30 protein-coding genes are annotated in these 25,842 nt (G+C 69.1%); 19 read left to right on the top strand and 11 right to left on the bottom strand.

The window, feature by feature from the left end; genetic code table 11:
- Nucleotides 1-53: 53 nt before the first annotated feature.
- From ACZ3HL_RS04805 to ACZ3HL_RS04785, 5 genes are read left to right on the top strand one after another with little or no spacing between them, the layout of a single operon-like run.
- Entirely contained in the window at nt 54-803 is a 750-nt protein-coding gene (locus tag ACZ3HL_RS04805; RefSeq protein ID WP_465412136.1) for an enoyl-CoA hydratase family protein, read from the top strand.
- Nucleotides 803-1,663, top strand: coding sequence for a CoA transferase subunit A (locus ACZ3HL_RS04800; RefSeq protein ID WP_465528826.1), 861 nt, complete (start codon nt 803-805; stop codon nt 1,661-1,663). The genes ACZ3HL_RS04805 and ACZ3HL_RS04800 overlap by 1 nt, the downstream gene beginning before the upstream one ends.
- Nucleotides 1,660-2,385, top strand: coding sequence for a CoA-transferase subunit beta (locus ACZ3HL_RS04795; RefSeq protein ID WP_465528824.1), 726 nt, complete (start codon nt 1,660-1,662; stop codon nt 2,383-2,385). The genes ACZ3HL_RS04800 and ACZ3HL_RS04795 overlap by 4 nt, the downstream gene beginning before the upstream one ends.
- Complete coding sequence (locus ACZ3HL_RS04790) at nt 2,382-3,428, top strand: NAD(P)H-dependent flavin oxidoreductase (protein WP_465528822.1); 1,047 nt, start codon at nt 2,382-2,384, stop codon at nt 3,426-3,428. Before ACZ3HL_RS04795 ends, ACZ3HL_RS04790 begins: the two co-directional genes overlap by 4 nt.
- A 31-nt stretch (nt 3,429-3,459) precedes the next feature.
- Nucleotides 3,460-4,251 (top strand): alpha/beta fold hydrolase, encoded by a 792-nt coding sequence (locus ACZ3HL_RS04785; protein ID WP_465528820.1) that lies wholly within the window; start codon nt 3,460-3,462, stop codon nt 4,249-4,251.
- Nucleotides 4,252-4,452: 201 nt separating this feature from the next.
- On the opposite strand, the gene ACZ3HL_RS04780 is transcribed toward ACZ3HL_RS04785, so the two are convergent.
- The gene (locus tag ACZ3HL_RS04780) at nt 4,453-4,929 is read right to left on the bottom strand and encodes a DUF2000 domain-containing protein (protein ID WP_465528818.1); all 477 of its coding nucleotides are present in this window, start codon (nt 4,927-4,929) and stop codon (nt 4,453-4,455) included.
- A 103-nt stretch (nt 4,930-5,032) separates the two neighbouring features.
- On the opposite strand from ACZ3HL_RS04780, the gene ACZ3HL_RS04775 reads away from it, so the two are divergent.
- Entirely contained in the window at nt 5,033-5,500 is a 468-nt protein-coding gene (locus ACZ3HL_RS04775; RefSeq protein WP_465528816.1) for an Lrp/AsnC family transcriptional regulator, read from the top strand.
- Here ACZ3HL_RS04775 and ACZ3HL_RS04770 read toward each other — a convergent pair.
- The 4 genes from ACZ3HL_RS04770 to ACZ3HL_RS04755 all read right to left on the bottom strand — a co-directional run bounded on the left by ACZ3HL_RS04770 (nt 5,497) and on the right by ACZ3HL_RS04755 (nt 8,884).
- The gene (locus ACZ3HL_RS04770; protein ID WP_465528814.1) at nt 5,497-6,054 is read right to left on the bottom strand and encodes a sugar O-acetyltransferase; all 558 of its coding nucleotides are present in this window, start codon (nt 6,052-6,054) and stop codon (nt 5,497-5,499) included. The genes ACZ3HL_RS04775 and ACZ3HL_RS04770 overlap by 4 nt on opposite strands.
- 207 nt (nt 6,055-6,261) lie before the next feature.
- A complete protein-coding gene (locus ACZ3HL_RS04765) occupies nt 6,262-7,377 on the bottom strand; it encodes a DUF1996 domain-containing protein (RefSeq protein WP_465528812.1) in 1,116 nt (371 codons plus the stop codon).
- A gap of 203 nt (nt 7,378-7,580) precedes the next feature.
- A complete protein-coding gene (locus ACZ3HL_RS04760) occupies nt 7,581-8,336 on the bottom strand; it encodes an anti-sigma factor family protein (RefSeq protein ID WP_465412128.1) in 756 nt (251 codons plus the stop codon).
- Complete coding sequence (locus tag ACZ3HL_RS04755; RefSeq protein WP_465412127.1) at nt 8,333-8,884, bottom strand: sigma-70 family RNA polymerase sigma factor; 552 nt, start codon at nt 8,882-8,884, stop codon at nt 8,333-8,335. The genes ACZ3HL_RS04760 and ACZ3HL_RS04755 overlap by 4 nt, the downstream gene beginning before the upstream one ends.
- A gap of 258 nt (nt 8,885-9,142) precedes the next feature.
- Here ACZ3HL_RS04755 and ACZ3HL_RS04750 point away from each other — a divergent pair, with 258 nt between their 5' ends.
- From ACZ3HL_RS04750 to ACZ3HL_RS04730, 5 genes are read left to right on the top strand one after another with little or no spacing between them, the layout of a single operon-like run.
- Complete coding sequence (locus ACZ3HL_RS04750; RefSeq protein WP_465528810.1) at nt 9,143-9,703, top strand: hypothetical protein; 561 nt, start codon at nt 9,143-9,145, stop codon at nt 9,701-9,703.
- Nucleotides 9,687-10,454 (top strand): DUF4142 domain-containing protein, encoded by a 768-nt coding sequence (locus ACZ3HL_RS04745; protein ID WP_465412125.1) that lies wholly within the window; start codon nt 9,687-9,689, stop codon nt 10,452-10,454. The genes ACZ3HL_RS04750 and ACZ3HL_RS04745 overlap by 17 nt, the downstream gene beginning before the upstream one ends.
- The gene (locus tag ACZ3HL_RS04740; protein WP_465412124.1) at nt 10,447-11,052 is read left to right on the top strand and encodes a ferric reductase-like transmembrane domain-containing protein; all 606 of its coding nucleotides are present in this window, start codon (nt 10,447-10,449) and stop codon (nt 11,050-11,052) included. The genes ACZ3HL_RS04745 and ACZ3HL_RS04740 overlap by 8 nt, the downstream gene beginning before the upstream one ends.
- An 18-nt stretch (nt 11,053-11,070) precedes the next feature.
- A complete protein-coding gene (locus ACZ3HL_RS04735; RefSeq protein ID WP_007033644.1) occupies nt 11,071-11,307 on the top strand; it encodes a ferredoxin in 237 nt (78 codons plus the stop codon).
- Nucleotides 11,300-12,622, top strand: a complete 1,323-nt coding sequence (locus ACZ3HL_RS04730) for an NAD(P)/FAD-dependent oxidoreductase (RefSeq protein WP_465528808.1) — start codon at nt 11,300-11,302, stop codon at nt 12,620-12,622. The genes ACZ3HL_RS04735 and ACZ3HL_RS04730 overlap by 8 nt, the downstream gene beginning before the upstream one ends.
- Nucleotides 12,623-13,127: 505 nt before the next feature.
- Here the strand turns inward: ACZ3HL_RS04730 and ACZ3HL_RS04725 are convergent.
- A complete protein-coding gene (locus ACZ3HL_RS04725; protein WP_465528806.1) occupies nt 13,128-13,580 on the bottom strand; it encodes a winged helix-turn-helix transcriptional regulator in 453 nt (150 codons plus the stop codon).
- Nucleotides 13,581-13,647: 67 nt separating this feature from the next.
- Here ACZ3HL_RS04725 and ACZ3HL_RS04720 point away from each other — a divergent pair, with 67 nt between their 5' ends.
- Nucleotides 13,648-14,790: an MFS transporter gene (locus ACZ3HL_RS04720; protein WP_465529111.1), complete on the top strand. Its 1,143-nt coding sequence runs from the start codon at nt 13,648-13,650 to the stop codon at nt 14,788-14,790.
- Here ACZ3HL_RS04720 and ACZ3HL_RS04715 read toward each other — a convergent pair.
- Genes ACZ3HL_RS04715 through ACZ3HL_RS04700 form a run of 4 tightly spaced genes read right to left on the bottom strand, consistent with a single transcriptional unit; the run spans nt 14,774 to nt 18,410 of the window.
- Nucleotides 14,774-15,925, bottom strand: a complete 1,152-nt coding sequence (locus ACZ3HL_RS04715; RefSeq protein ID WP_465528804.1) for an acetyl-CoA C-acetyltransferase — start codon at nt 15,923-15,925, stop codon at nt 14,774-14,776. The two genes, ACZ3HL_RS04720 and ACZ3HL_RS04715, sit on opposite strands and share 17 nt — an antisense overlap.
- Complete coding sequence (locus tag ACZ3HL_RS04710; RefSeq protein ID WP_016332873.1) at nt 15,918-16,520, bottom strand: TetR/AcrR family transcriptional regulator; 603 nt, start codon at nt 16,518-16,520, stop codon at nt 15,918-15,920. The genes ACZ3HL_RS04715 and ACZ3HL_RS04710 overlap by 8 nt, the downstream gene beginning before the upstream one ends.
- Nucleotides 16,521-16,527: 7 nt before the next feature.
- Nucleotides 16,528-17,295: an SDR family oxidoreductase gene (locus tag ACZ3HL_RS04705; RefSeq protein ID WP_465528802.1), complete on the bottom strand. Its 768-nt coding sequence runs from the start codon at nt 17,293-17,295 to the stop codon at nt 16,528-16,530.
- Nucleotides 17,292-18,410 carry an acyl-CoA dehydrogenase family protein gene (locus ACZ3HL_RS04700; protein WP_465528800.1) on the bottom strand — a complete coding sequence of 373 codons (1,119 nt, stop codon included), beginning with the start codon at nt 18,408-18,410 and terminating at the stop codon, nt 17,292-17,294. The genes ACZ3HL_RS04705 and ACZ3HL_RS04700 overlap by 4 nt, the downstream gene beginning before the upstream one ends.
- Nucleotides 18,411-18,482: 72 nt before the next feature.
- Between ACZ3HL_RS04700 and ACZ3HL_RS04695 the strand changes: the two genes are divergently transcribed.
- From ACZ3HL_RS04695 to ACZ3HL_RS04670, 6 genes are read left to right on the top strand one after another with little or no spacing between them, the layout of a single operon-like run.
- Nucleotides 18,483-19,973: a FadD3 family acyl-CoA ligase gene (locus tag ACZ3HL_RS04695; RefSeq protein WP_465528798.1), complete on the top strand. Its 1,491-nt coding sequence runs from the start codon at nt 18,483-18,485 to the stop codon at nt 19,971-19,973.
- The gene (locus tag ACZ3HL_RS04690; RefSeq protein ID WP_465528796.1) at nt 19,970-20,803 is read left to right on the top strand and encodes an enoyl-CoA hydratase; all 834 of its coding nucleotides are present in this window, start codon (nt 19,970-19,972) and stop codon (nt 20,801-20,803) included. Before ACZ3HL_RS04695 ends, ACZ3HL_RS04690 begins: the two co-directional genes overlap by 4 nt.
- Nucleotides 20,803-21,936, top strand: a complete 1,134-nt coding sequence (locus ACZ3HL_RS04685) for an acyl-CoA dehydrogenase family protein (protein WP_465529109.1) — start codon at nt 20,803-20,805, stop codon at nt 21,934-21,936. Before ACZ3HL_RS04690 ends, ACZ3HL_RS04685 begins: the two co-directional genes overlap by 1 nt.
- Nucleotides 21,933-22,862 (top strand): acyl-CoA dehydrogenase family protein, encoded by a 930-nt coding sequence (locus ACZ3HL_RS04680; RefSeq protein ID WP_465528794.1) that lies wholly within the window; start codon nt 21,933-21,935, stop codon nt 22,860-22,862. Before ACZ3HL_RS04685 ends, ACZ3HL_RS04680 begins: the two co-directional genes overlap by 4 nt.
- A complete protein-coding gene (locus tag ACZ3HL_RS04675; RefSeq protein ID WP_465528791.1) occupies nt 22,859-23,830 on the top strand; it encodes an acyl-CoA dehydrogenase family protein in 972 nt (323 codons plus the stop codon). Before ACZ3HL_RS04680 ends, ACZ3HL_RS04675 begins: the two co-directional genes overlap by 4 nt.
- A 4-nt stretch (nt 23,831-23,834) precedes the next feature.
- Nucleotides 23,835-24,242, top strand: a complete 408-nt coding sequence (locus tag ACZ3HL_RS04670; RefSeq protein ID WP_465528789.1) for an HIT family protein — start codon at nt 23,835-23,837, stop codon at nt 24,240-24,242.
- Here the strand turns inward: ACZ3HL_RS04670 and ACZ3HL_RS04665 are convergent.
- Nucleotides 24,233-25,138, bottom strand: coding sequence for an RNA polymerase subunit sigma-70 (locus ACZ3HL_RS04665; RefSeq protein ID WP_465412113.1), 906 nt, complete (start codon nt 25,136-25,138; stop codon nt 24,233-24,235). The genes ACZ3HL_RS04670 and ACZ3HL_RS04665 overlap by 10 nt on opposite strands.
- 62 nt (nt 25,139-25,200) lie before the next feature.
- Here ACZ3HL_RS04665 and ACZ3HL_RS04660 point away from each other — a divergent pair, with 62 nt between their 5' ends.
- Nucleotides 25,201-25,569 (top strand): nuclear transport factor 2 family protein, encoded by a 369-nt coding sequence (locus ACZ3HL_RS04660; protein WP_465412112.1) that lies wholly within the window; start codon nt 25,201-25,203, stop codon nt 25,567-25,569.
- The last annotated feature ends 273 nt before the right edge of the window (nt 25,570-25,842 follow it).

The raw sequence follows: 25,842 nt of genomic DNA, 5'->3' as shown, positions 1-25,842 counted from the left end.
TCCTGCTAACGTACCAAGCAAGTGCTAGGTTTGGTAGCGGAGAAGGGTGCCCGATGACCGTTTCCACCCACTCACCGGAGCCCGGCGTCGCCGTGGTCACGGTCGACGCGCCCCCGGTGAACGCGCTGAGCGTGAAGGGATGGTTCGCCCTCGCGTCCGCCGTCACCGACGCCGGACGCGATCCGGCGACCCACGTGGTGGTGCTGCGCGCGGAGGGCCGCGGGTTCAACGCCGGGGTCGACATCAAGGAGATCCAGCGTGACCCGGGGTATGGCGCGCTGATCGGCGCGAACGAGGGTTGCGCGGCTGCGTTCTCCGCGGTGTACGACTGCGCGGTCCCGGTGATCGCCGCGGTGCAGGGCTTCTGCCTCGGCGGCGGGGTCGGCCTCGTCGGCAACGCGGACGTCGTGGTCGCCAGTGAAGACGCCACCTTCGGGCTCCCGGAGGTCGATCGCGGCGCCTTGGGCGCGGCGACGCATCTCGCGCGGCTGGTCCCCCAGCATCTGATGCGGGCCCTGTACTACACGGCTTCGACGATCACCGCGGCCCAGTTGCACCACCACGGTTCGGTCTACGCCGTCGTCCCGCGAGAGGAACTCGACGAGACCGCGCTCGGCGTCGCGCGGCAGATCGCGGCGAAGGACACCCGCGTGATCCGCGCCGCGAAACAGGCCATCAACGGTATCGACGTCCAGCCCGTGCACCGCAGTTACCGCTTCGAGCAGGGATTCACCTTCGAACTGAACCTGGCAGGCGTTTCGGACGGCGCGCGCCAGGAGTTCTTGGACGGTAAGGGGAAGTGATGGCCGACAAGCGGATGACGCCGGACGAGATCGCCGCCGAGCTGAAGGACGGCATGACGATCGGGATCGGCGGCTGGGGCTCGCGGCGCAAGCCGATGGCGCTCGTGCGCGCGATCCTGCGTTCTCCGGTCAAGGACCTCACCGTGGTCTCCTACGGCGGTCCGGACGTCGGGCTGCTGGCGTCGGCGGACAAGATCAAGCATCTCGTCTTCGGCTTCGTCACCCTGGACTCGATCCCCTACGACCCGTGGTTCTCACGGGCGCGGGAAGCCGGGTCGATCACCGTCACGGAATACGACGAAGGCGTGTTCGGCACCGGCCTTTCCGCTGCCGCGCAACGGCTTCCCTTCCTGCCGACCCGGGCGGGCCTCGGCTCCGGTGTGCTGGACCTGAACCCGTCGCTGCGCACCGTCCGCTCGCCGTACGACGACGCCGAGGAGCTGCTCGCCGTGCCCGCGCTCAAGCTCGACGCCGCCTTCGTCCACCTCAACCGCGCCGACGCCCGGGGCAACGCGCAGTACCTCGGACCCGATCCGTACTTCGACGAGCTGTTCGCGCTCGCCGCCGGCAAGTGTTACGTATCAACGGAAAAGATCGTCGAGACGGCCGAGCTCACCGAAGCGGGCCCGGTGCAGAGCCTGCTGCTGAGCCGGATGCTCGTCACCGGGGTGGCCGAGACGCCGAACGGCGCGCATTTCACCACCGCCGTCCCGGACTACGGGCGCGATGAGCGTTTCCAGCGTCATTACGCCGAAGCGGCCAAGGATCTCGACGCGTGGCCGAAATTCGTCGACAGGTTCCTGTCCGGCGACGAAGCGCACTACCAGAATGCCGTCGCCGAATTCGGGGAGTCCGCGTGAGTGACATCAGCCGTGCCGAAGTGGCCGTCGTGGCCTGCGCCGAATTGTTCCGCGGGGACGGCGAGATCGTGGTGAGCCCCATGGGTTTCATCCCGTCGCTGGGTGCCAGGCTCGCCAGGCTGACGTTCGAGCCGGACATCCTGCTGTCCGACGGCGAGGCTTATCTGATGACCCCGGACGCCGTCGTCGAAGGCTGGCAACCGTTCCGCAAGGTCCTCGACACCGTGGTACCGCGCGGAAAACGGCATGTGGTGATGGGTGCCAACCAGATCGACGGCGAGGGCAACCAGAACATCTCGGCGATCGGCGACCATTCCCGGCCCAGGAAACAACTTCTCGGCGTCCGGGGCGGGCCGGGCAACACGGCCAACCACCGCACGAGTTACTGGGTCCCCAGGCACGGCAAGCGGGTCTTCGTCGACAAGGTCGACGTCGTGTCCGGTGTCGGCTACGCCAGGGCACGCGAGGCGGGGCTGCGATATCACGACATCCATCGCGTCGTCACCAACCTGGGGGTGCTCGACTTCGGCGGTGAAGACCACGCGCCGAGGCTGCTTTCCGTGCATCCGGGGGTTTCCGTGGACGAGGTCGTCGAGGCGACGTCGTTCCCGCTGATCACCGACGGCGTCACCGAATCCCGGCTGCCGACCGAGACCGAACTGCTCCTGATCCGCACCAGCCTGGATCCGAAGTCCCTGCGGGACAAGGAAGTCCCGTCGTGAAGACCGCGCTGACCGAACTGGCCGGGATCCGGCATCCGATCGTGCAGACCGGGATGGGCTGGGTCGCCGGTCCGCGGCTGGTGTCCGCGACGGCCGAAGCAGGCGGCCTCGGCATCCTCGCGTCCGCGACGATGTCCTACGACGAGCTGGCGGCGGCGATCAAGGAGGTCAAGAGCCGCACGTCCCAGCCGTTCGGGGTCAACCTCCGCGCGGACGCCGACGACGCCACGCGCCGGGTCGAGCTGCTCATCACCGAGGAGGTCCGCGTCGCGTCCTTCGCGCTCGCGCCGAAGAAGGACATGATCGCGCGGCTCAAGGACAACGGCGTCCTCGTCGTGCCTTCGGTCGGCGCGGCCAGGCACGCGGAGAAGGTCGCGGGCTGGGGCGCCGACGCCGTCATCGTGCAGGGCGGCGAGGGCGGCGGGCACACCGGCGGGGTCGCGACGACCCTGCTGCTGCCTTCGGTGCTGGACGCGGTCGACATCCCGGTGGTCGCCGCCGGCGGCTTCTTCGACGGCCGGGGCCTGGCGGCCGCGCTCGCCTACGGGGCGGCCGGCGTCGCCATGGGCACCCGGTTCCTCCTGACGAGGGAAAGCACCGTCCCCGACGAGATCAAGCAGGCCTACCTCGCCCGTGACCTCAACGGCACCGTCGTCACCCGGAAGGTGGACGGGATGCCGCATCGCGTACTCCGCACGGAACTGGTCGACGCGCTCGAGTCCGCCGGTCCGGTGCGCGGCCTCGCCCGCTCCGCCCGCAACGCGGCGAAGTTCCGCAAGCTGACCGGCCTGTCGTGGCGCTCGCTGGCCACCGAAGGACTGCGGATGAAACGCGGCGGCGACCGGACCTGGTCGCAGGTCCTGATGGCCGCCAACACGCCGATGCTGTTGCGCGCCGGGCTCGTCGAGGGCGACCGGAGCGCCGGGGTGCTGGCGTCCGGGCAGGTCGTCGGCTTGCTCGGCGACCTGCCCGCGGTCGGCGACCTGATCGAGACGATCGTCGCCGACGCCACCGGCATCCTGCGGCGGCTGGCCTCGGAGTGAGGGGCCGGGCCCGCTGTGCTTGACTTCGGCCATGATCTCGGAGAGTCGTTGTCCGGTCGAGGACGGTGAGCTGTACGTCCGCAGTGCCGGTGAAGGGCCGCTTCTGCTCCTGATCGCGGGCGGGCTGGGCTCGGCGGACACCTTCCGGGCGATGACGAAGCTGCTCGCGGACGACTACACCGTCGTCACCTACGACCGGCGCGGTCACTTCCGCAGCACGGACACCAGCACCGGCCCGGTCAGCGTGCCGAAGCAGGCCGACGACGCCCACGCGGTGCTCCAGCACGTCGGAGGCGGCCCCGCGAACGTGTTCGGGACCAGCGCGGGCGCCATGATCGGCCTCGACCTCGTCGCCCGCTACCCGGACGCGGCGACGGTGCTGGTCGCCCACGAACCGCCCGCCATCCAGCTGCTGCCGGACGCGCTCGGCTGGCTCGACGAGGCCAACGCCCAGGTCCGGCTCGCGCAGGCGGGTGACCTGATGGGGGCGTTCAAACGGTTCACCGACGGGATCGCCGGCGCCGCGCTGCCCGAGCTGCGCGCGATCCGGCTGCCGAACGAGGACGACTGGAAACGGCTGTTCGGCCGCGAGCTGGCCGAGATCCTCGACTACCTTCCCGATCTGCGGGCACTACGGCGGAGCAGGACCGAGATCGTCCCCGTCGCGGGCGTCGGCAGCCGAGGGCACTACCACTACCAGCCCGCGAAGATCCTCGCGCTCGAACTGGGGCTGCCGTTCACGGAGGTGCCGGGCGCGCATCTGGCGCCGCAGCGGAACCCCGCCCAGTTCACCGAAGCGCTGCGGGCTCTGCTCGAAAGCTGAGTCTTCGGCCGGCCGCGGGACAGCCGTGGGTTCTGGAGGTGGTGTCGCCGGGGCGGCGCCGGACCCGGGTGGGCCGGGTCTCGTGACCGATCGGACGACACGCGTGATCCGGCGGACGACATACGTGATTGGACGGACGACACGACCGCGGCCGGGTTCCACACCGAGTCGTCCGTCCAATCACGCGTGTCGTCCGCCCAATCACGGCATCAGCGGCAACTTGCCGACGAGCTTGTCGATCCGGTTGCGCGGGCCGACGATGCCGATCGCGCAGAAGTCCAACTCTTCGGTCGGGATCTCCTTCATCGTCGCGAGGAAATCGGCGTAGACGCGGGTCTGCTGGGCGATCGCGGGCATGTCGGCGACGTGGCAGCCCGGCGAGGCCGCGGCCTTGGTCCGGATGGCCCGGAGTTGCGCGGCGTCGGCCGCCAGCACCGAGCAACCGGTCCACGGCAGACCCGAGTAGTGCTCGCCGTTCGCGTCGACCGCTTCGTCCCCCAGGAGCCCGGTCACCGACTTCGCCGTGGCGACGGCGGTGCAGACGGCCGCGTTCGCCGCCCGGCCCGGCGGCAGCTCGCGGTTGACCACGATGACCCATTTCAACCGGGCCTGCCGGGTGGACGCGGCGAGGTCGATCTCGTCGGGGGCGAATCCGATGGCCGTACCGTACTCGGACATTCAGCTGATCTCCTGCTCACTTCAACGGATGAACAAGGCCAAGCTAAGACGACATACGAGTACAGTCCACCACGTTCGTACTTAATACGGCGAGAGGGCCGAGATGGCGCGACTGGACGAACTTGATAAGGCGATCCTGGCGCAACTGCAGTCGGACGCACGGAAGACCAACCGCGAAGTGGCCGCCGCGGTGGGCGTTTCGCCGACCACCGCGCTGGACCGCACCCGCGGGCTGCGGGAACGCGGCGTGATCCGCGGGGCGCTGCTGGACGTGGATCTGCCGTCGATCGGCCGCGGGGTGCAGGCGCTCATCGCGGTGCGGGTGCGCCCGCCCTCGCGGCGCAACATCGAAGGCTTCCGGAACTGGGTCAACACGCTGCCCGACCTCGTCGGGCTCTACGTGACCACCGGGACCGAGGACTTCATCCTGCATGTGGCGGTGCCCGACAACGACAGCCTCTACGCCTTCGTGATCGACAAGCTGACCGAACGCCCCGAGGTGGCCGACGTGCGCACTTCGATGGTGTTCGAGCACAGCAGGCGCACCAGGATCACGCCGGTGGACCGCTAAAGCTCTCGGACGACGCGGGCCGGGTTGCCCGCGGCGAACACCTTCGACGGCAGGTCACGCGTGACGACGCTGCCCGCCCCCACCACCACGTCGTCCCCGATCGTCACGCCGGCGCACACGATGACGCCACCGCCGAACCAGACGTTGTCCCCGATGGTGATCGGCGCGGCCGACTCCCAGCGCTGCCGTCGCAGTTCGTGATCCTCCATGGGATGCAGCGCGGTCAGCAGCTGGCAGCGCGGGCCGATCGAACAGTCCGAGCCGATCCTGATCGGCGCGCAGTCGAGCAGGATGGCGTCGTAGTTGAGGAAACTGTTGGCGCCGATCTCGATCAGATTGCCGTAGTCGCACTGGAACCGCGGCATGATCCAGGAGCCCTCGCCGAGCTTTCCCAGCAGTTCGCGCAGAATCGTGTCCCGCTCACCGGCCTCCTCGGCGCCCGTGCCGTTGAACCGGTCGACGAGTGCTTGCGCGCGCCTGCGGTCCGCCACCAGCTCGGGGTCGTTGTCCCGGTACAGCTCGCCGCGCAGCATGCGGTCCTTCTGCTCACCCATGCCGCCAACCTACCGAAAAGCGTCCTGCCGGCGGGCCTCCCGGGGAAGCCGCCGACAGGACGGGTGAATGCTTGCGAAGCGTTCTTCAGTTGTGTCGATCGGTTTCCGGGTAGGGCCGGCCCGGCGGGTGGGTGAGGTGTAGGGGGGACCCGCCGGGCCGGAGTATCATCCTTTCTCTTCGCCGGTTCCTGCTTCCGTTTCAGGGCGTCATTCGCGGCACTGACGGCCTTCGTTGACGCAGTCGACGAGACGGTCCATGATCCGGTCCGGCATCACGTTCGCGAAATCGTCGTGGTCGGAGAAGGGGTTGTGGTCCTCTTCGGGGAACGAGTCCACTTTGTACTGACCGTTGACCTGGATCCGCCGTGGAATGTCGTAGGTCAGCGAGATGGTGAGCTCCGGAACGGCGGTCAGGCCGTTCGCGCATTCGCCGTTCTCGTCCGGGTACTTGATGTGGTCCCGGTGGTTTTCGCTGTCGATGTTGTCGCCGTCGAGACAGCTCGGGAACGTGTGCACCCGTTTGACGTCGCTGCCCTCGGGGCAGATCGGGTACTGCTTGATGAGCCTGTTCTCGAAGCCGGTGCAGGTCCAGCTCTCCCGCGCGTTGGCGGGCCCGTTGGTGCTGACTTTCGCGTCACCGTAAAGGATACGGAGGAACTTCGGCATCTCCTTCACCTTCTCGCGGGCATTGCCCTTGAAGGTGATGTCGACGACCGCGGGACGCTGGATCTCCCCGTCGTTGCCGGCGAGTTCGTTGTCCGCGTTCGGTTCTTCCAGTTGAGCCTGTTCCTGCTCGTCCTGGTTCCGCTGCCGGTTCCGGTCACCGTCGCGGTTCCGGTCCCGGCCACCCTGCCGCTGTTGCTCAGCGGCTTCCTCTCCGGTGTCGATCCGCACCACCGGCCAGAAGTACGTCGACTCGTCGCCGTTGCGGCAGGTGGTGCCGGCGCCGAGCAGGCTGTCGTTGTCCGAATCCGCGTTCGTGGAAAGGTTTCCGACGTAGTCGTGCAGGTGCTGGGCACCGTTGCGCACACCCGGCTGGGCGATGAAGTTGTCGGGATTGAAATGCCCGTTCTCGTTCCGGCCGCAGTCGACGGTGAACGAACCGGTGGAGGCGTTCCGGCCCGGCTCCGGCTCGTCGACGTTCGGCCGGACCTTGGTGATGTCGACGAACTGCGACTTGTCCACCTCGTCCGCGGCGGCGCGTTCGGGGTCGCCGGTCGTGGTGGACACCACCAGAGCCCCGACCGCGATCGACAGGCCCAGCGCCGCGGTCGCGATCTTGGTACTGCGGGCGATCCGATGGCGCCCTTGATTTCGTGCCATTAGCTGCTCACCTCATTCGTTTCCGGACACGCCGAACACTCGCACCCGGGCATGAGCCACGCATTTGTCGAATACGGGAATTCACCGAATTCGCGACGAACCCTTCTGTTCGCCCGCCGGTCCAGATCCGGCTACTGGGGAATACGGCTCCAGCCGGGGATCGGTTCAAAACGCGATCCGGCCGTTATCTTTCCGTTATAAGACTACCGGCGCACGACGGCCAGTACGGTGCCGTCCCGCTTGCGCACCTCGAACCGTTCGATGTCGGCCTTCCGCAACGCCGTCGAACCGGTGATGACGAGCGGAGCCGGGGATCCGGGCACGCCGTACCCCTTGGCAGGCACGCTCCAGTTGTTGACGACGTACGTCTCTCCGCCGTGGGAGTAGGCGAAAAGCTGGCAGATCATCGGCCCGACGAGACCACGCAGTTCGAGCTCGACGGCGCTGCCCCACTCCTTCTCCTGCACCGTGACCTCCGCGGCGACCGCGTTGCCCGCCTCGGACCAGCCGAACGGGGCGGCGCCGCCGTCCGGCCCGTTCTCGCGTTCCCGCGACGACGACGGAGGCGGCACCACCGACGTGACGACGGTGGGCGCGGCCTGCGTCACGACCGGTTCACGGCCGGTGAGCGACAGGACGGCGAGCGGTCCGCCGACGACGAGCACGAGTACGGCGGCGGCCGTCGCGAGCCGGACGACCTTGCGGCGGCGGCCCGCCTTCGCCGCGTCCGCGAGCAGCATCCGCAGCACCCGCGGGCCCGGGCCCTTGACGGGCGGATCCGGCCAGCTTTTCTTGACCATGTCGAGGATGTCGGGCAGGTGGTACATCTCCACCAGCTCGACCTGACACTCGGGGCACTCCAGCAGATGCGCTTCGAACCTGGCGTGGTCCTCCTCGCCGAGGACGCCGAGCACGTAGGCGGCGATGTCCGTGTGGACGGTTCCGGACACCTCGCTCACCCCCGCTCCTGCAGCGCCCTGCGCAACGCGCGCACAGCGTGGTGAATCCGCGATTTCACCGTACCCGGCGGGACCCCGAGCGTCGCCGCGACCTCGTTCACGGTGCGGTCACGAAGATAGGTCTGCTGAACGGCCTCGCGTTGTTCCGGGGAAAGATTGCGCAGGGCCTCGTAAACGATCATGGCCGCGAGCGTCTTCTCCGATTCGTCCGGCACTCCGATCGAATCCGACTCCAGTTCCTCCACCTCTTGAGGGCGGGCGCTCCGGCTCCGCCAGCCGTCGATGACGATGCGCCTGGCCACGGTGAACAGCCACGCGCGCAGCATTTCCGGCTGCCGGTCGAGTTTGCCGGCGTTGCGCCACGCCTTGATGAGCGTCTCCTGGACCACGTCCTCGGCCCACTGGCGATCGTGGCCGGTCAACTTCAGCACGAACGCCATCAGGCTGGATCCGAACTCCTGGTACAACGCCCTGACGAGGTCGTCATGCCCGTTCGACGCGGGTTCATGATCGACCGTTGGCTGCAGTATCCGAGAGTGGCGTCCCACGCGGCACATCTTTGTGGGCCCGGGGGCGATAAGTCCAGTACCAAAACCGTTCCCGCCCGGTTCTCCGGGCGCGGGAAAGTTTTTTGAACCGTTTCCCGCTCGTGACCGTATCCCCTACCGAAGACCCCGACCCGGCGCTGTCCCCCGCACCGCCGAATCCACTGTGGATCATGACTGTCCATAGTGGACTTGAACCTGCCTGCACACCATCTCCCCGCGGTGATGGCGTTCTCCTCTGGCCCCGACAGGAGGATTTCCGTGAACCCCGTGTCACGCTCGGTCACACCTCTTACCCTCACCTTGGCCGCGGTCGCGCTGACCGCCGCCTGCACCACCGGTACCGCGGGACCGAACGGCTCTCCGGGCGCGGCTCCGGCCGCCGGAGCGGCGCAGATCCCCGGCATGCCCGACCCCGCGGCCGAACCGGTCCCCGGTGTCACGGCGGCGATCCTGTTCGACCTCGGACCGATCGTCACCGACACAGGAGGTTTCACGCTTTACCGCTACGACAAGGACTCGGTGGATCCACCGAAGTCGAATTGCACGGAGACCTGCGCGCGGACCTGGATTCCCGCCAAGGCGGGCGGCGACCTCGTGGTCACCGGGATCGACCGCGCCCTGGTCGGCACCGTCACCAGGGACGACGGCACCGAGCAGGTCACGCTCGCGGGCTGGCCGCTCTATCGCAATGTGAACGACGCGATGCCCGGCAACACCGGCGGGCAAGGCGCCGACGGCGCGTGGTTCCCCGCCAAACCGGACGGCACGAAAGTGCTGCTCACCGCGGACACCTGGCAGGCCGATGACCTCGGCATCTGACCTCCCCAGACCCGTCCGCCCGCTGCTCGTCCTGCTGACGGCGGCCATCGCGAGCCTGTTCGGCCCGGTCGGCGAGGCGCACGCCCAAGAACTCTCCGCCGCGGACAAGAACCTGATCGTCAACGTCAAACTGGCCGGGCTGTGGGAAATGCCCGCCGGGATGTGGGCGCAGGAACGCGGGAAGAGCCAGCGGACCCGCGAAGTCGGCCGGACGCTGATGATCGACCACGGCAGGCTCGACACCGCGACGCACGCCATCGCCGACCGGTTCGGCATCGCCCTGCCGTCCGAGCCCTCGGATCAGCAGGCCGCATGGCTCGGCGAGATGAAGGCCGCTCGCGACGACAGCGAGTTCGACCGGATCTTCGCGAACCGGCTCCGGTACGCGCACGGGATCCTGTTTCCCGTCATCGCGCAGGTCAGGGCCGGTACCCGCAACGACGTCGTCCGTGACTACGCCACGACGGCCAACCAGGCGGTGCTGCGGCATATGGCCCTGCTGGAGAGCACCGGCGTCGTCGATCAGTCGCTGATGCCGGAAGCCCCGGTGCCGCAGTCGAATTCGGCCAACGCCGCGATGGACGTCGGCTTCGGCGACTTCGCCCTCGGCCTGCTGCTCACGGTGGTGCTCGGCGGCGGGCTGTTCTACGCCCTCCGGACGCTGCGCGGCAAGAACACCCGGGCCCGCGACCGCGCGGCCGCCCCCGAACCGGATCCGGTTCCCAGTGCCCCAGGAGAGATCAATGTATGACCAGTGGTCCGAGGTGGTGATCGTGCTGACCCAGAAATCGGACACCGATGCCGGTATCAAGGGCATGGCGCAGACCTCCGCCCGGATCTCGTACGGTTTCATGTGCCTCACCCTGTGCTGGGGCGTGTTCACCGCGACCGGCTGGATCAAGTCGCTGACCGGGCGGAAGGCACTGCGCAACTCGCATATGGTGCTCGGCATCCTCACGTTGTCGTTCGGCGTCGTGCACGCGATGTCGTTCCTGTTCCTGCCCGACGGTTTCACCCTGGCGCAGGTCACCATCCCGCTCCTGCCGGGCACGCTGGCGCGGCACGAACTCGGTGTCGTCGGGCTCGAGGTGATGATCGCGGTCGCGCTGACCGGCGGGATCAGCCGGTTCAGCTCCTACCGGCGCTTTCTGTGGATCCACCGGCTCGCCTATCCGGCGGTCGCGATCACCGCGCTGCACGCGTTCTTCGGCGCCATGGCCAACGGGCATCTCGGCCTGCTGTGGTTCGGCGGGATCACGCTGCTGATCCCCGTGGTGCTGCTGACCGCGCTGCGGTTCACGCCGACCCGGTACCTGGAACGGCTCGGCCTGGTCGAAGAGCTGGTCTGACGACTTGGAGAACGAGAAATGATCTTCGGAAGCATCCGGCGCGGCACCCGCGTCAGCGTCGACAACGAGCGGTGCGAGATCTTCGGCTTTTGCGAGATGGAGGCGCCATCCACGTTCAAGATCGGACCGGACGGCAAGCTCCGCATCCGCCGGATGGTCGACCGGGACGGGCTGGACCAGGCCATCTCTGCCGCCCGGCTCTGCCCGAAACAAGCCATCAGAGTCAAGGGAGAAGGAGCGTACGACGATGAGTGACGGAGATCGGATCGTCATCGTCGGCGCGGGCGTCGCCGGTCTCCGCTCGGCGGAACGGTTGCGGGAACTCGGTTTCGACGGCGAGATCGTGCTGGTCGGCGACGAGCCACGAAAGCCGTACCACCGGCCGATGGTGTCGAAGGAGCTCATCACCGGCGGGGTGAAACCGGTGGCCGCGAGCCTGGAGCCGTACGTCGACCTGGACGTCCACTGGCGGCTCGGCACCCGCGCGACCTGGCTCGACAGCAAGGAGCGCACCGTCCACCTGCCCGGCGGTGAATCCCTTTGGTACGACGGGTTGATCATCGCGACCGGCGTCTACCCCCGCCACCTTCCCGGGTCGCCGCGCCACGACCCCCGGGTCCGTGTGCTGCGCACCGTGGAGGATTCACTGGCCGTCCGGCGGGCACTGGGGAACAGCAACAAGTCCGTCGTGGTGATCGGCAGCGGCCTGATCGGGAACGAGTTCGCCGCGTCGATGCGGTACATGGGCCGGGACGTCACGCTCATCGGGCACGCGAAGGCGCCGTTGCACCGCTTCGGGGAGCGGATCGCTTCGGCGCTCACCAAGGAGCATCAGCACCATCGCGCCAAGCTGGCGATGAACACCGAGGTGCGGAACTGGATCAGCACCAAGGAGACGGTGGGGCTGCACCTGACCAACAACCAGTTCCTGGTGGCCAGCTGCGTGGTGCTCTCGATCGGCAGCGTGCCGGCCGTGGACTGGCTGCGCGGGTCGCAGCTGACCATCGACGACGGCGTGCTGTGCGAAGCGACCCTGTTCGCCACCGGGGCGGAGGACGTCGTGGTCGCCGGTGACGTCGCGAAATGGCCGAACCTGCGGATCGACGAGACCCCGCGGCGGGTCGAGCACTGGATGAACGGCGTCGAATCCGGGCGCGCGGCGGCGGAAAGCCTGATGCTGGGCCGGGGCAACGCGCGGCCCTACACTCCGCTCCCCCGCGCCTGGTCGTCCCTGTACGACGCGCGGTTGCAGACCGTGGGGATGCCGTCGCTGGGCAGGGACACGATCGAACTCTCCGACGGGGTCACCGGTTTCGTCCGCGACGGCAGGCTGATCGGCGCGGCGGGCTGGGACCGGCCGAAGGCGATGATGCACTGGACCGCCGAACTCGACCGGCGGCTGCCGGTGCCCGAGCCGGTGTTCCCCGCGCCCGCCGTTCCCTCGTTGGCGGAGACGCCGATCGGGGAGGACGTCCTGGCCCCGTTCGAGCGGGACTTCCTGTCCGAGACCCCGACCGAGGCCGTTCCCGCGCCGGGAAGGATGCCCTGGGCTCGCGTTCCCGCCGGGTGACCCGGGATCGCGAACGGACCGGGGCCGCGCGCGGCGGCCGCGGTCCCTCAGGTGGCGGTGGGTTGCCGGGCCTCCGCACCCACCGCCACCCCCTGGGGACGCCGGGAGGTACCGGGACCGACGGTGATTCGGGCTCCGCCGGGTACCGCCCTCCGGGCTCCCCGCTTCCGGTCGGGGCCCTTCCAGGCTTGACTCACCTGGGAGGGCCCCGATCCATGACGTCGGAAGGCGGCTTTCGCTTTCGGGTCAGCGGTTTCCGCGACGGACGGTGTTGCGGGAGTGGCTTTCCCGCGGCAGCTCGAGGGGCAGTCCGCTCGTGGACCGGCGGCGTTCGCGACATACCCTCCAAACCATCTGGGCAGCCCGCTGACGACGCGAAAGCCACTTTCGCAACCTTCAACGTTGCGAAAGTGGCTTTCGCAACGCCGCTTTCTCACGGCACCACAGCGGGCCGCCGCTCCCGGTCCTCGTGAGTGGTAAGGACGGTTCTAACCGTCCTTACCACTCACGAGGCGGGCGGCTTCACGACCACGGTGTCCTCCGGCCCGACGACACGGCCGTCCGAAGCCCGGATCTCCAGCTCTCGCAACGGAAGCCCGCCGTCGCGGTCCACCAGTTCCGACCGCGGTTCCCCCTCGGAGAAGAAGTGCGCCTCGCCCCATTGCCGCAGCGCGACGATCACCGGGAACAGGTCTCGTCCCTTCGGCGTCAGGACGTACTCGCTGTACGTGCTCCCGTCCGAAGCCGGGACCATGTCGAGCACCCCGTGTCCGACGAGCGCCCGCAGCCGCGCGGACAGGATGTTCTTCGCGACGCCGAGGCTGCGCTGGAACTCCCCGAAGCGGCGGACGCCGTCGAAGGCGTCGCGCACGATCAGGAGTGACCACCAGTCGCCGATCGTGTCGACCGAGCGCGCCACCGGGCACGAAGCTTCGTCGAACGTCGTCCGCTTCACCATGGTTGCATCTTACTACCAAAGTCCTCTACCGTCCGTTGGTAGCAAGTTGAAACCATCTGGAGGGTTCGTGCACCGCGGTGTCGTCCTGTTGCTCGCCGTGGCCGCCGGGACGGCCGTCGCCACGATCTACTTCGCCCAGCCGTTGCTCGTCACGATGGGCGCGGACCTCGGTATCGCGACATCCACCGTCGGCGGCATCGTCACGCTCACGCAGCTCGGCTACGGCCTCGGCCTGTTCCTGCTGGTCCCGCTCGGTGACCTGCTCGACCGGCGACGGCTCGTCACCGGTCAGCTGGCCCTGCTGGCGATCGCCGAACTCGTCGCCGCGACGGCCGCGAACGGCGTGGTGCTGTTCGCGGGGATGGCGGCGATCGGTGTGCTGGCGGTCGTCACGCAGCTCCTGGTCGCGTTCGCCGCGTCGCTGGCGGAACCCGGCGAACGCGGGCGCGTGGTCGGTCTCGTGACGACCGGGGTCGTCCTCGGGATCCTGCTCGCGCGCACCGTGTCCGGCACGCTGGCCGATCTCGCCGGCTGGCGCGCCGTGTACGTCGTGTCCGCGGGCGTGACCGTGCTGATCGCGATCGTGCTGTATCGCGTACTTCCCGCCTCAGCCCCGGGAAAGGCCATGAACTACGGGCGGCTGCTGCGTTCCACGTGGTCGCTTTTCGTCGAGGAGCCCGTCTTCCGGACGCGCGGCACACTCGCGCTGCTGATCTTCGCCGCCTTCGGCACTCTATGGAGTTCGGTCGCCCTGCCACTCAGTGAGGACGGCTTGTCGCACACCGCGATCGGCGCGTTCGGGCTGGCCGGGGCCGCGGGCGCGCTGGCGGCGGCGCCCGCCGGACGACTCGCCGATCGCGGCCGTGCGCGGTGGACGACCGGCCTGGCGCTGGGCCTGCTCGTCCTTTCCTGGATCCCGCTGGGTTTCACCCGCTCGTCACTGTGGGCGCTGGCCGCGGGCGCGATCCTGCTGGACCTCGCCGTCCAGGCCGTGCACGTCACGAGCCAGACCCTGATCTACCCGCTCCGGCCGGACGCCGGAAGCAGGCTGATCGGCGGGTACATGATCTTCTACTCCGTCGGCAGCGGCCTGGGCGCCATCGGCTCGACCGCCGTCTACGCCGCCGCCGGCTGGACCGGCGTCTGCCTGCTCGGTGCGGCCTTCAGCGCTCTCGCGCTCGCGGTGTGGAGTGTCAGAGACGCTCGATGATCGTGACGTTCGCCGTCCCGCCGCCCTCGCACATCGTCTGCAACCCGTAACGCCCGCCTCGCCGCTCGAGTTCGTGCAGCAGGGTCGCGAACAGCTTCGTCCCGGTCGCGCCGATGGGGTGGCCGAGCGCGATCCCGCCGCCGTTCACGTTGACGCGGTCCGGATCGGCGCCCGTCTCCTCGATCCACGCCAGGACGACACTCGCGAACGCCTCGTTGACCTCGAACAGGTCGATGTCGTCGATGCCCAGCCCCGTCTTCCGCAGCGCGTGCGCGGTCGCCGGGATGGGCCCCGTCAGCATCCATACCGGATCGGCCGCCCGCACGGAAAGGTGGTGGATCCTGGCGCGCGGAGTGAGTCCGTGGTCCTCGACGAACTTCTCCGACGCGATAAGTGTCGCGCTGGCGCCGTCCGAGATCTGGCTGGCCACGGCCGCCGTGATACGCGAACCCTCGCTCAGCGGTTTCAACCCGGCCATCCGCGCCAAGCTGGTGTCGCGCCTGGGCCCCTCGTCCAGGGCGGCACCGGCGAACGGCGCGATCTCGGCGGCGAACCGGCCTTCGTCGATGGCCGCGATCGCCCGCTGATGGCTGCGGAGGGCGAACTCCTCCATCGCCTCACGGGTCAGATCCCAGTGCTCGGCGATCATGTCCGCACTACGGAACTGTGAGACCTCGACACTGCCGTACCGCTCCTGCCAGCCCTTCGAGCCGGAGAACGGGTCTTCGAAGCCGTACTCGCGGCCCGCCAGCATCGCCGCGCTGATCGGGATGGCGCTCATGTTCTGCACGCCGCCGGCGAGGACGAGGTCCATCGTGCCGGACAACACCGCCTGCGCGGCGAAGTGCACGGCCTGCTGGCTCGAACCGCACTGCCGGTCGATCGTCACGCCCGGCACATGGTGCCCGAAACCCGCCGCGAGCCACGCCGTGCGTGCGATGTTCCCGGACTGCGGGCCGAGCGTGTCGCAACAGCCGAGGATGACGTCGTCGACCAGGTCGGCCTCGACGCCCGCGCGTTCCACGACGGCCTGGACGACGTGGGCGCCGAGATCGGCGGAGTGGACACCGCTGAGCGCTCCCCCGCGTTTGCCGACAGGGGTCCGGACCGCGTCCAGTACATATGCTTCACCCACGGCGCCTCCTCTTGGTCGCGATACCGTCCAGCAGGATCCCGAGGTACTGCTGCGCGACGTCGTCCGCGCTCAGCGTGCCGCCGGGGTTGTACCAGCGCACCGCCACCCAGACGGTGTCGCGGATGAACCGGTAGGTGAGTTCCACGTCGAGGTCCTCGCGGAACACGCCGGCCGCGATGCCGTCGGTGAGGATCCCGTTCCACAGTTTGCGGAACTCGGTGTTGCGGTCGTTGAGGTAGCCGAACCGCGGCAGCTGCATGAGGTGTTTCGCCTCGGACTGGTAGATCGCCACCTCGGCGGGCCGCCGGTGAATGGATTCGAACGACGCCACGACGACGGCTTCGAGTGTTTCCCGCGGGCCTTTCCCTTCCGCGACGATCTCGGCGTAGGCACCGAAGAGTTCGTCGAGGAATCCGGTGAGGATCTCGTCGGCCATCGACTCCTTCGAGTCGAAATGGTGATAGAGACTGCCGGACAGGATGCCCGCCGCGTCCGCGATGTCCCGCACGGTGGTGGAGACGTAACCGCGCTCGGCGAACAGCTTCGCCGCCAGGGCGAGCAGTTCGGCGCGGCGGGACCCTGGACTGGCTTTCATCGCTACCTCACGCATGCTGCGAACTCACGGACAAGACCTCACCGGTGAGGTACGACGAGTACTCACTGGCGAGGAACACCATCACATTCGCCACTTCCCAGGGTTCCGCCGCCCTCCCCGAGACCTCGCGCGCGGTGAGTTCGGTGAGCAGTTCCTCGCTGGTCACCTTGGCCAGGAACGGATGCATCGCCAGGCTCGGCGCGACCGCGTTGACCCGGATGCCGTGCTCGGCGACGTCGACGGCCGAACACCGCGTGAGCGCCATGACCCCCGCCTTCGCGGCCGCGTAGTGGGCCTGCCCGGCCTGCGCGCGCCAGCCGATCACCGACGCGTTGTTGACGATCACCCCGCCGTCGCCTTGGGCGATGAACCGGTTCACCGCGGCCCTCGTCGCGCGGAACGTGCCGTTGAGGGTCACGTCGATGACGCGGGCCCATTCCTCGTCGGTCATGTCCACAATGGACTTGGTACCGCCGAGGCCGGCGTTGTTGATGAGCACGTCGACCCGGCCGTAGTGCGCGGCGGCTCCGTCGATGAGCGCCTGCACCTGATCTTCTCGCGTGACGTCGCAGGGAATCGCGTGGACGTCGCCGAGTTCGGCCGCCTTCTCGCCGAGGCGTCGCTCGTGCCAGTCGCTGATCACGACGCGGGCGCCTTCCTCCAGCGCGCGTTTCGCCACCGCGGAACCGATCCCGGTGCCGGCCGCCGCCGTCACCACGACCACCTTGTCCCGCAGGAGGTTCGCCCCCTCGGGGTACTTCGGCACCGGGATCACGGTCGCACCTCTCTCGGCAGGCCGAGCACTCGCTCGGCGATGACGTTGCGCTGGATTTCGTTGGAGCCGCCGTAGATCGTGTCGGCCCGGGTGAACAGGAAGAGTCGTTGCCAGGCGTCGAGCCCGTCTTCCGCGAGCATTCCCCGCGCGCCGCGGACGAGCATCGCGAGCTCCCCGAGATCACGATGCCAGTTCGCCCAGACCAGTTTGGACACCTCCGCCACGCCGGGCGACGAGTCGCCGAGGGTGCGGATCGCCTGTGCCCGCATGACCTCCAGGCCGACCCAGGCGCGATCGATCCGTTCGGCGATCACCGGGTCGTCCGGCGCGATCCTGGTGAGTTCTTCGAGTTCCCGGCGGAACCCGACCTGCTGGCCGAGTGTCGCGACGCCGCGCTCGAACGCGAGCGTGCCCATCGCCACGCGCCAGCCGTCGCCGGGCTCGCCGACCACGAGGTCCTTCGCCGTGCGGGCACCGTCGAAGAAGACTTCGTTGAACTCGGAAGTCCCGGTGAGCTGCCGGATCGGGCGCACCTCGACGCCGGTCTGGTTCATCGGGACGAGCAGATAGGACAGTCCTTTGTGGCGTTTCGAACCGGGCTCGGTACGGGCCAGCACGAAACACCAGTCGGCCACATGCGCGAGCGACGTCCACACCTTCTGGCCGTTCAGCACCCACTCGTCGCCTTCGAGGGTCGCCGTGGCCGACACGGCGGCGAGGTCGGATCCGGCGCCGGGTTCGGAATAACCCTGGCACCACAGTTCGTCGACGGCCACGATCGGCGGCAGAAACCGCTTTTGCTGTTCCGGTGTCCCGAACGCGATCAGGGTCGGGCCGAGGAGTTCCTGCGCCAGGTGGCTGACTCTCGCCGGCGCGCCCGCTCTCGCGTACTCCTCGTGGAAGACGACCTGCTGTTCGAGGGTCGCGCCCTGCCCGCCGTGTTCGACCGGCCAGCCGACGCAGGTCCAGCCCGCCGCGGCGAGCCGCCGCTCCCATTCCACGCGTTCGTCGAAGGCCTCGTGCTCTCGCCCCGGACCGCCCAGGCCGCGCAGTTCCGGCGGCAGGTTCTCCGCCAGCCAGGTGCGCACACGGTCACGGAAACCGTCTTGGGCCACGCCTGCCTCCTCTAGCCAAACCAGAGCCTGCTGCGTAGGCTACCCTACCAAGCACTTGCTAGGGAGACTTCGATGACTGAAGGAACCATCCCGGCGGCGCTCGACAGGGCCGCGGAGCGCTTCGCCGCGCGGGAGGCGCTGGTCGACGGCGAAGTCCGGCTCACCTACGCCGAACTCGCCCGCCGGGTGCGGCAGGCGGCGCGGTTCTTCGAGGGCCACGCACGGGTCGCTATCTGTTCTCCCAACACCTGGCACTGGGTCGTCGCCGGGCTCGGCGCGCTGTACGCCGGGGCGACGCTGATCCCGGTCAACACCCGCTTCACCGCCCGCGAGACCATCGACGTTCTCGACCGCGCGAACGTTTCCGCGCTGGCGATCACCGGCACGTTCCTCGGCACGGACCGGCTGGCGGACCTCGGCTCCGCCCGCCCCGGCACCGTCCTGCGCATCCCCGTCGAAGGCGCGGAGGAGCCGGTCGACGGCGTGACGGAATGGGACGCCCTCTCCGGTCTCGACAGCGATTTCGTCAGTCCCGCGAAACCGGACGACGTCAGCGACATCCTGTTCACGTCCGGGACCACCGGGCGCAGCAAGGGCGCGATGAGCAGCCACCGGCAGGCGCTGAGCGTCGCCGAAGCCTGGGCCGGCTGCGGCGGGCTGACCGAGGAAGACCGCTACCTCGTCATCAACCCGTTCTTCCACAGCTTCGGCTACAAGGCGGGGATCCTTGCCGCGGTACTGCGCGGCGCGACGATCCTGCCGCAACGCACCTTCGACGTCCGGGAAACCCTGCGCCTCGTCGAAACCGAGCGGATCACGGTGCTCCCCGGCGCGCCGACGATCTACCAGGTCCTGCTGGACGCGCCCGAACGCGGGAACCACGATCTGTCCAGCCTCCGGCTCGCCGTCACCGGGGCGGCGACCGTGCCGGTCGCGCTGGTCGAGCGGATGCGGACCGGGCTGGGTTTCGACACCGTGCTCACCGCGTACGGGCTCACCGAAGCCGTGGTGGCCACGATGTCCCGCCCCGAAGACGACGCGAAACTGGTGGCACACTTCTCCGGCCGTGCGACGGCGGGCTTCGAGGTGAAACTCGGCGAGTACGGCGAGGTCCTGCTGCGCGGGCCGAACGTGATGCTCGGCTACCTCGACGATCCGGACGCCACCGCGGAAGCCATCGACGCCGAAGGCTGGTTGCACACCGGCGATGTCGGGGTGCTCAACGAGCGCGGCTATCTGCGGATCGTCGACCGGATCAAGGACATGTACGTCTGCAAGGGATTCAACGTGTACCCGGCCGAGATCGAGCAGGCGCTCGGCTGGCTGGACGGCGTGGCGGAGTCCGCGGTGATCGGTGTTCCGGACGCTGTGTACGGCGAGGCGGGCAAGGCCTACATCCGGCTCCGCCCCGGCGCCGAACTGTCCACTGAGGACGTGCAGGCGCACTGCAAAGCCAATCTGGCCAACTACAAGCTCCCCCGGTACATCGAGTTCGTGGCGGAGCTTCCGCGGAATCTGTCGGGGAAGGTGCTGAAACGCGTGTTGCGGGAGGAAAACGGATGACCGTCGAGTACGAGCGACGCGGGCCGGTGGCCGTCGTCACGATGAACCGGCCGGAGTACCGGAACGCGCAGAACTCGGCGATGACCTACGCGCTCGACGCGGCGTTCACCCGAGCCGTCGACGATCCCGAGGTCAAGGTGATCGTGCTGGCCGGCGCCGGGAAGCACTTCTCCGCCGGGCACGACATCGGGACGCCGGAGCGCGACGTGGACGTCTCGTTCGAGCGCAAGGCGGTCCTGTGGTGGGACCATGTCGGCGCCGAGGGCGGCGATCAGCGGTTCGCCCGCGAATCCGAGGTCTACCTCGGTATGTGCCGCCGGTGGCGCGAGATCCCGAAGCCGACCATCGCGAGCGTGCAGGGCGCGTGCATCGCGGGTGCGCTGATGCTGGCGTGGGTGTGCGACATGATCGTCGCCTCCGACGACGCCTTCTTCGCGGATCCCGTGGTGCGCATGGGGATTCCCGGTGTCGAGTACTTCGCGCACCCCTGGGTGCTCGGTCCGCGCGCGGCCAAGGAAGTGTTGTTCACCGGTGAGCGCTTCACGGCGCGGCAGGCCAAGGACTGGGGCATGCTGAACCGCGTCGTCCCGCGCGCTGACCTCGAAACCGAGACGATGGCGCTGGCGGAGAAGATCGCGGTGATGCCGCGGATGGGGCTCGCACTCGCCAAGAAGGCCGTGAACCAGGCCGAGGACCTGATGGGTCTCCGGTCCGGAATGGACTCCGTGTTCGGGCTGCACCACTTCGCGCACGCGCACAACGCCGAGATTTCCGGCGGTGACTCGCTGGGCGGGCAGGACGCGCGCTCGATGCGGGACGCGAGTTCATGATGAACCTCGACCTGGATGAGCAGACGCTCGCCTTCCGTGAGGAAGCCCGTGCCTGGCTCGCCGCGAACGTTCCCGCCGAGCCGCTGAAGTCGTTCGACACCGCCGAAGGATTCGCCCAGCACCGCGAGTGGGAAGCGAAGCTGGCCGACGCCCGCTGGTCGGTCGTCTCGTGGCCGCGCGAGTTCGGCGGGCGGGACGCGAGCCTGCTGGAGTGGGTGCTGTTCGAGGAGGAGTACTACGCGGCGGGAGCACCGTTGCGGGTCAACCAGAACGGCATCTTCATGCTCGCGCCGACGCTGTTCTCCCACGGCACGGAAGAACAGCAGCGCCGCATCCTGCCGAAGATGGCGCGCTCCGAAGAGGTCTGGGCTCAGGCTTGGTCGGAACCCGAGGCGGGCAGCGACATCGCCGCCCTCCGGAGCACCGCGACCCGCTGCGACGGCGGCTGGCGGGTCAGCGGGCAGAAGACGTGGAGTTCGCGGGCGACGTTCGCCGACCGCGCGTTCGGCCTGTTCCGCAGTGACCCGGAGTCGGTGCGGCACAAGGGACTCACCTATCTGATGGTGGATCTCCGAGCCGAGGGCGTCACCGTCCGGCCGATCCCCCAGCTGGACGGCGAACCGGGGTTCGCCGAGCTCTTCTTCGACGACGTCTTCGTCCCCGACCAGGACGTCATCGGCGCGCCGGGCGAGGGCTGGCGGGTCGCGATGACGACCGCGAACAACGAACGCGGCCTGTCGTTGCGCAGTCCCGGCCGGTTCCTCGCCGCGGCCGATCGGCTGGTCTCACTCTGGCAGGACGCCGGGAGGCCGGCGCACACCGCGGACCGGGTCGCCGACGCGTGGATCGGCGCACGGGCCTACCAGCTGTACACCTTGGGCACGGTCACCCGGCTTTCGGACGGCGCCGAGCTCGGCCCGGAATCGAGTGTCAACAAGCTGTTCTGGTCGCACCTCGACGTCGCCCTGCACGAGACCGCGTTGGACATCCTCGGCCCGGACGCCGAACTGCGGGGCGCCTGGAGCGACGGCTGGCTGTTCTCCCTGGCCGGGCCGATCTACGGCGGGACCGACCAGATCCAGCGGTCCATCGTCGCCGAACGGCTGCTCGGCCTGCCGAAGGGGGCTCGATGAGGTTCGCACTCTCCGGCGAGCAGGAGCAGTTCTCCCACAGCCTGCGCGATCTACTGTCCGGTGTGGACACCGATTCGGCGAACCGGTCCTGGGCGTCGGGCGATGCCGGGCCCGGCCTCAAGATCTGGCGGCGGCTGGCGGAACTCGGCGTGTCCGCACTGACGGTTCCCGAGAAGTACGACGGCCTCGGCGCCACCCCGGTGGATCTGGCCGTCGGCTTCGAACGGCTCGGCTATCACTGCGTTCCGGGGCCGTGGACCGACACCGTGGCCGTCCTGCCGTCCCTGCTCGACGACGAACTGCTGACGTCGGTCGCGTCCGGCGAGACACTGGCATCGGTCGTCTTCGCACCGCATGTGCCGTATGCCCTGGATTCCGACGTCGCGGACGCCCGTCTCGCCGTCGAGAACGGCAGGCTTCGCGCGTTCACCCCTGGTTCACACTTGTCCTCTGTGGACGGTTCGCGTCGGTTGTTCCGGCCCGTGGCCGGGGATGATCTCGGCACGGCGCTCGACGCGGAGCGCGCGTTCGAACTCGGCTGTCTCGCCACCGCGGCGCAACTCCTCGGCGCGGGACGATGGCTGCTCGACACGTCCGTCGCGTATGCCGCGCAACGCAAGCAGTACGGACGTGAGATCGGCGGGTACCAGGCGGTCAAACACCTGCTCGCCGACGTGGCGACCGCGCTCACGCTGGCCGAGCCGCTGCTGTTCGGTGCGGCCGTCACCCTGGACCGGCGTGACGTCTCCGCGGCCAAGGTGGCCTGCGGCGACGCCGCGCATCTCGCCGCCCGGACCGGCCTGCAGGTGCACGGCGCGATCGGCTACACCGCGGAACACGCGCTCGGCCTGCGGCTGACCAGGGTCCGCGCGCTGGTCGGCGCGTGGGGCACGCCGCGGTTCCACCGGGAGCGGGTGCTGTCATGACGTTCACCGCCGAGCAGGACGCGCTGCGCGACAGCGTGCGGAAACTGCTGGACCGGGAAGCGGATCCCTGGCCCGAACTGTGCGAGCAGATCGGGGTGGCGGCGCTGGCCGTTCCCGAGCGGTTCGGCGGGCTCGACGCCGGGACGACGGAACTGCAGGTGGTCGCGGAGGAACTGGGCAGGGTCCTCGCCGACGTCCCGTTCCTCGGTTCGGCCGTGCTCGCCGTGCACGCCGTCCTGGCCACGGGCAACGACGAGGCTTGCGAGCGGCTGCTCCCCCGCCTCGCCGAAGGTGTCGTTGGCGCGGTGGCCTGGACCGACGCCGAAGGTCGCTGGGATGCTCCTGCCTGCCGCGTCGCCGACTCCGTGGTGGACGGTGAGGCGCACTACGTCCTCCACGGCGACGAGGCCGAGATCCTGCTCGTCGTGGCCGGCGGCTCGCTGTACGAAGTCACCGATGCGCGGCGAGAGCGGACCCCGGCGATGGACGAAACGCGGCGACTGGCGAGGGTTCGCTTCGACGGTGCCTCTGCCCGGCTGATCGGCCCCGTCGACCTCGGGGCGCTCCGGGACGTCGCGTGCGCCGTCCTGGCCGCCGAACAGGCCGGGGCCGCGGCGCGGGCGTTCGAGCTGACGGTGGAGTACAGCAAGCAGCGGCACCAGTTCGGCAGGCCGATCGGCGGATTCCAGGCGTTGAAGCATCGGATGGCCGATCTCCACGTCCTGGTGGAAACCGCGCGCTCGGCGGCCTACGCGGCTCCCGAGTCGAGCAGGCTGGCCGCGGTGGCCAAGGTGCACTGCTCGGAGGCGCTGGCGACGGTGGCGGGCGAGATGATCCAGCTGCACGGCGGGATCGCGATCACCTGGGAGCATCCGGCGCACCGCTATTTCAAGCGGGCGCATGGCGCGGCGCACCTGTTCGGCTCGCCGGGAGACCACCTCGGACGGGTGCGGCCGCCGTTATCGTGAGCTCGTGGAGTGCGCGATCTGTGCCAAGCACCGTGGCGAAGGCCCGCTGGTGGGACCGGTCGTCTGGGCCGACGAGACGATCGTCGTGTCGCACCGGCCCGGTACCTTCCCCGGCTACCTGTTCGTCGAGACCCGGCGGCATGTGGCGGCGCTGGACGAGCTGACCCCGGACGAGGTCTCGGCGGTTTCGCGGGCGGCCTGGTGCGCCGCTCGGGGCCTGCGCGCGGAACTGGCTCCGGAGCACGTGTTCTCGGCCATCGCGGGGCGGAGTGTCGCGCATTTCCATCAGCACGTGTTCGTGCGCTATCGGGGAACGCCCTCGGAGCTCGCGTGGATGGACGGTCCCTCGTGGACGGGCACGCCGGCCGTGGACATCGGCGCGCTGCGCGGCCGCCTGGCGGGCTACTTCTGATCCAGGAACCGGGTGATGGCGCGGATACGGTCGCCGTCGAGGGTGAGCACCATCAGTCCGGCCGGGGTCTCACCGTGACGGCAGACGAAGGCGGGCTGGTTGTTCGCCCGTACCGGCGTCATGGTGAATCCGTCCACGGGAACGGCCATGGTGACGCGAAGGAAACCGGCGATCGCTTCGCGGCCGTGGTACTCGTGCGGTGCCGGCGGCATGGCGAGCCAGGCGTCGTCGGTGAGCAGGCTGAGGACGCCGTCGAGGTCGCCCGCGGTGAACGCGTCGGCGAAGCGCCTGGTCAGCTCGCGTTCGCCGGGTGACGGCCGATGCCCGGCCCGGTCGCGATGCTTGTCGAGCGAGGCGCGGGCGCGCTGAAGGATGCCTTTGACCGCCGTCTCGGTGGTGCCGAGCATGCTCGCGACCTCCCCGGCGGGGAAGCACAGGACGTCGCGCAGGACGAGCGCGGCGGCTTGTCTCGGCGGGAGGAGCTGGAGTCCGGTGATGAAGGCGAGTTCGACCGCCTCCCTGGTGCTGTAGCGCGCTTCGGGGCCGGGCTCGCTGTCGGCGAGTTCGTCCGGATACGGCTGCAACCAGGTCACCTCACCGCGGCGGCTCGGCTCCGGCGGATCGAACGGCGGCACCGGCTCGGGCGGGCGACGGCGACCGGCGTCCCTCAGTGCGTTGAGACAGCGGTTGGTGGCGATGCGGTACAGCCAGGTGCGAAGCGATGAGCGCCCCTCGAAGCCGTCGAGGCCGCGCCAGGCAGCCAGGAGCGTCTCCTGGACGGCGTCCTCGGCGTCGGTGAGGGACCCGAGGATCCGGTAACAGTGCAGGTGGAGCTCGTGCCGATAGGTGTCGGCGAGCTCGCGAAACCCCTGCTCGTCTGTCGCCCTGGTGCTCACGACCGTTCCTTTCGCGGCTGGAGTGGTGTCTGACTGGGTGAAGACCGACGAAAGGAACCATCATGACCAGTCCCGCCTTGGATGTCGCGCTCGCCTACCACCACGCGTGGACGGGCAAGGACTTCGAGAAGGCGATGACCCACGTCGCCGACGACATCGTCTGCCACACGCCCGGCGGGCCGCTTTCCGGCGCTGCGGCGTTTCGCGGGTTCATGGGCCCGTTCACCGAGATCCTGACCGGCTCGACGCTGCTCTCGGCGTTCGGGGACGAGACGACCGCGTTGCTGATGTACGACACGGCGACCCTGCCGGTGGCGAGCGCGCCCGGGGCCGAGCTGCTGACGGTGCGGGAGGGGAAGATCGTGGAGTTGCGGATCGTGTTCGACCGCGCTCCTTTCGATGCGGCGCGGGAGGCTGCCGCGGGGTCTTAGGCGGTGCTTGGTGGCGCGTGAAGGACTCCTTCCCTCGGCTCAGCGACGGGAAGGGGGCCTTCACGCGCATGGTTTCCGGGGAAGTGGCTCTGCGGTCTGGACGCGCCGGCGCCAGAGGTCCTTACCGGGCGAACCTGTGCGGGGCGTGGGTGTCGCCGCCGGTTGGGCGCCCGGCGGACTCAGGGCGTGCCCACGGTGAGGCCCAACCGCACTAACCTGCGCACCGGTGTCGCTGTCCGGGGTGGAGGGTAAGAGTGCTCATCTGCTCCCCAC

The sequence above is a fragment of the Amycolatopsis sp. NPDC000009 genome (genome assembly GCF_055563465.1).
The sequence above is the reverse complement of the archived record's forward strand: the minus strand, read 5'-3'. Positions and strand labels throughout refer to the sequence as shown.

Excerpts from the sequence above, each read along its gene's own strand:
- ACZ3HL_RS04805 (WP_465412136.1), top strand. The coding sequence starts at position 54 with ATGACCGTTTCCACCCACTCACCGGAGCCCGGCGTCGCCGTGGTCACG.
- ACZ3HL_RS04800 (WP_465528826.1), top strand. The coding sequence starts at position 803 with ATGGCCGACAAGCGGATGACGCCGGACGAGATCGCCGCCGAGCTGAAG.
- ACZ3HL_RS04785 (WP_465528820.1), top strand. The coding sequence starts at position 3,460 with ATGATCTCGGAGAGTCGTTGTCCGGTCGAGGACGGTGAGCTGTACGTC.
- ACZ3HL_RS04780 (WP_465528818.1), bottom strand. The coding sequence starts at position 4,929 with ATGTCCGAGTACGGTACGGCCATCGGATTCGCCCCCGACGAGATCGAC.
- ACZ3HL_RS04775 (WP_465528816.1), top strand. The coding sequence starts at position 5,033 with ATGGCGCGACTGGACGAACTTGATAAGGCGATCCTGGCGCAACTGCAG.
- ACZ3HL_RS04770 (WP_465528814.1), bottom strand. The coding sequence starts at position 6,054 with ATGGGTGAGCAGAAGGACCGCATGCTGCGCGGCGAGCTGTACCGGGAC.
- ACZ3HL_RS04765 (WP_465528812.1), bottom strand. The coding sequence starts at position 7,377 with ATGGCACGAAATCAAGGGCGCCATCGGATCGCCCGCAGTACCAAGATC.
- ACZ3HL_RS04745 (WP_465412125.1), top strand. The coding sequence starts at position 9,687 with ATGACCTCGGCATCTGACCTCCCCAGACCCGTCCGCCCGCTGCTCGTC.
- ACZ3HL_RS04740 (WP_465412124.1), top strand. The coding sequence starts at position 10,447 with ATGTATGACCAGTGGTCCGAGGTGGTGATCGTGCTGACCCAGAAATCG.
- ACZ3HL_RS04735 (WP_007033644.1), top strand. The coding sequence starts at position 11,071 with ATGATCTTCGGAAGCATCCGGCGCGGCACCCGCGTCAGCGTCGACAAC.
- ACZ3HL_RS04730 (WP_465528808.1), top strand. The coding sequence starts at position 11,300 with ATGAGTGACGGAGATCGGATCGTCATCGTCGGCGCGGGCGTCGCCGGT.
- ACZ3HL_RS04725 (WP_465528806.1), bottom strand. The coding sequence starts at position 13,580 with ATGGTGAAGCGGACGACGTTCGACGAAGCTTCGTGCCCGGTGGCGCGC.
- ACZ3HL_RS04710 (WP_016332873.1), bottom strand. The coding sequence starts at position 16,520 with ATGAAAGCCAGTCCAGGGTCCCGCCGCGCCGAACTGCTCGCCCTGGCG.
- ACZ3HL_RS04695 (WP_465528798.1), top strand. The coding sequence starts at position 18,483 with ATGACTGAAGGAACCATCCCGGCGGCGCTCGACAGGGCCGCGGAGCGC.
- ACZ3HL_RS04690 (WP_465528796.1), top strand. The coding sequence starts at position 19,970 with ATGACCGTCGAGTACGAGCGACGCGGGCCGGTGGCCGTCGTCACGATG.
- ACZ3HL_RS04685 (WP_465529109.1), top strand. The coding sequence starts at position 20,803 with ATGAACCTCGACCTGGATGAGCAGACGCTCGCCTTCCGTGAGGAAGCC.
- ACZ3HL_RS04680 (WP_465528794.1), top strand. The coding sequence starts at position 21,933 with ATGAGGTTCGCACTCTCCGGCGAGCAGGAGCAGTTCTCCCACAGCCTG.
- ACZ3HL_RS04675 (WP_465528791.1), top strand. The coding sequence starts at position 22,859 with ATGACGTTCACCGCCGAGCAGGACGCGCTGCGCGACAGCGTGCGGAAA.
- ACZ3HL_RS04660 (WP_465412112.1), top strand. The coding sequence starts at position 25,201 with ATGACCAGTCCCGCCTTGGATGTCGCGCTCGCCTACCACCACGCGTGG.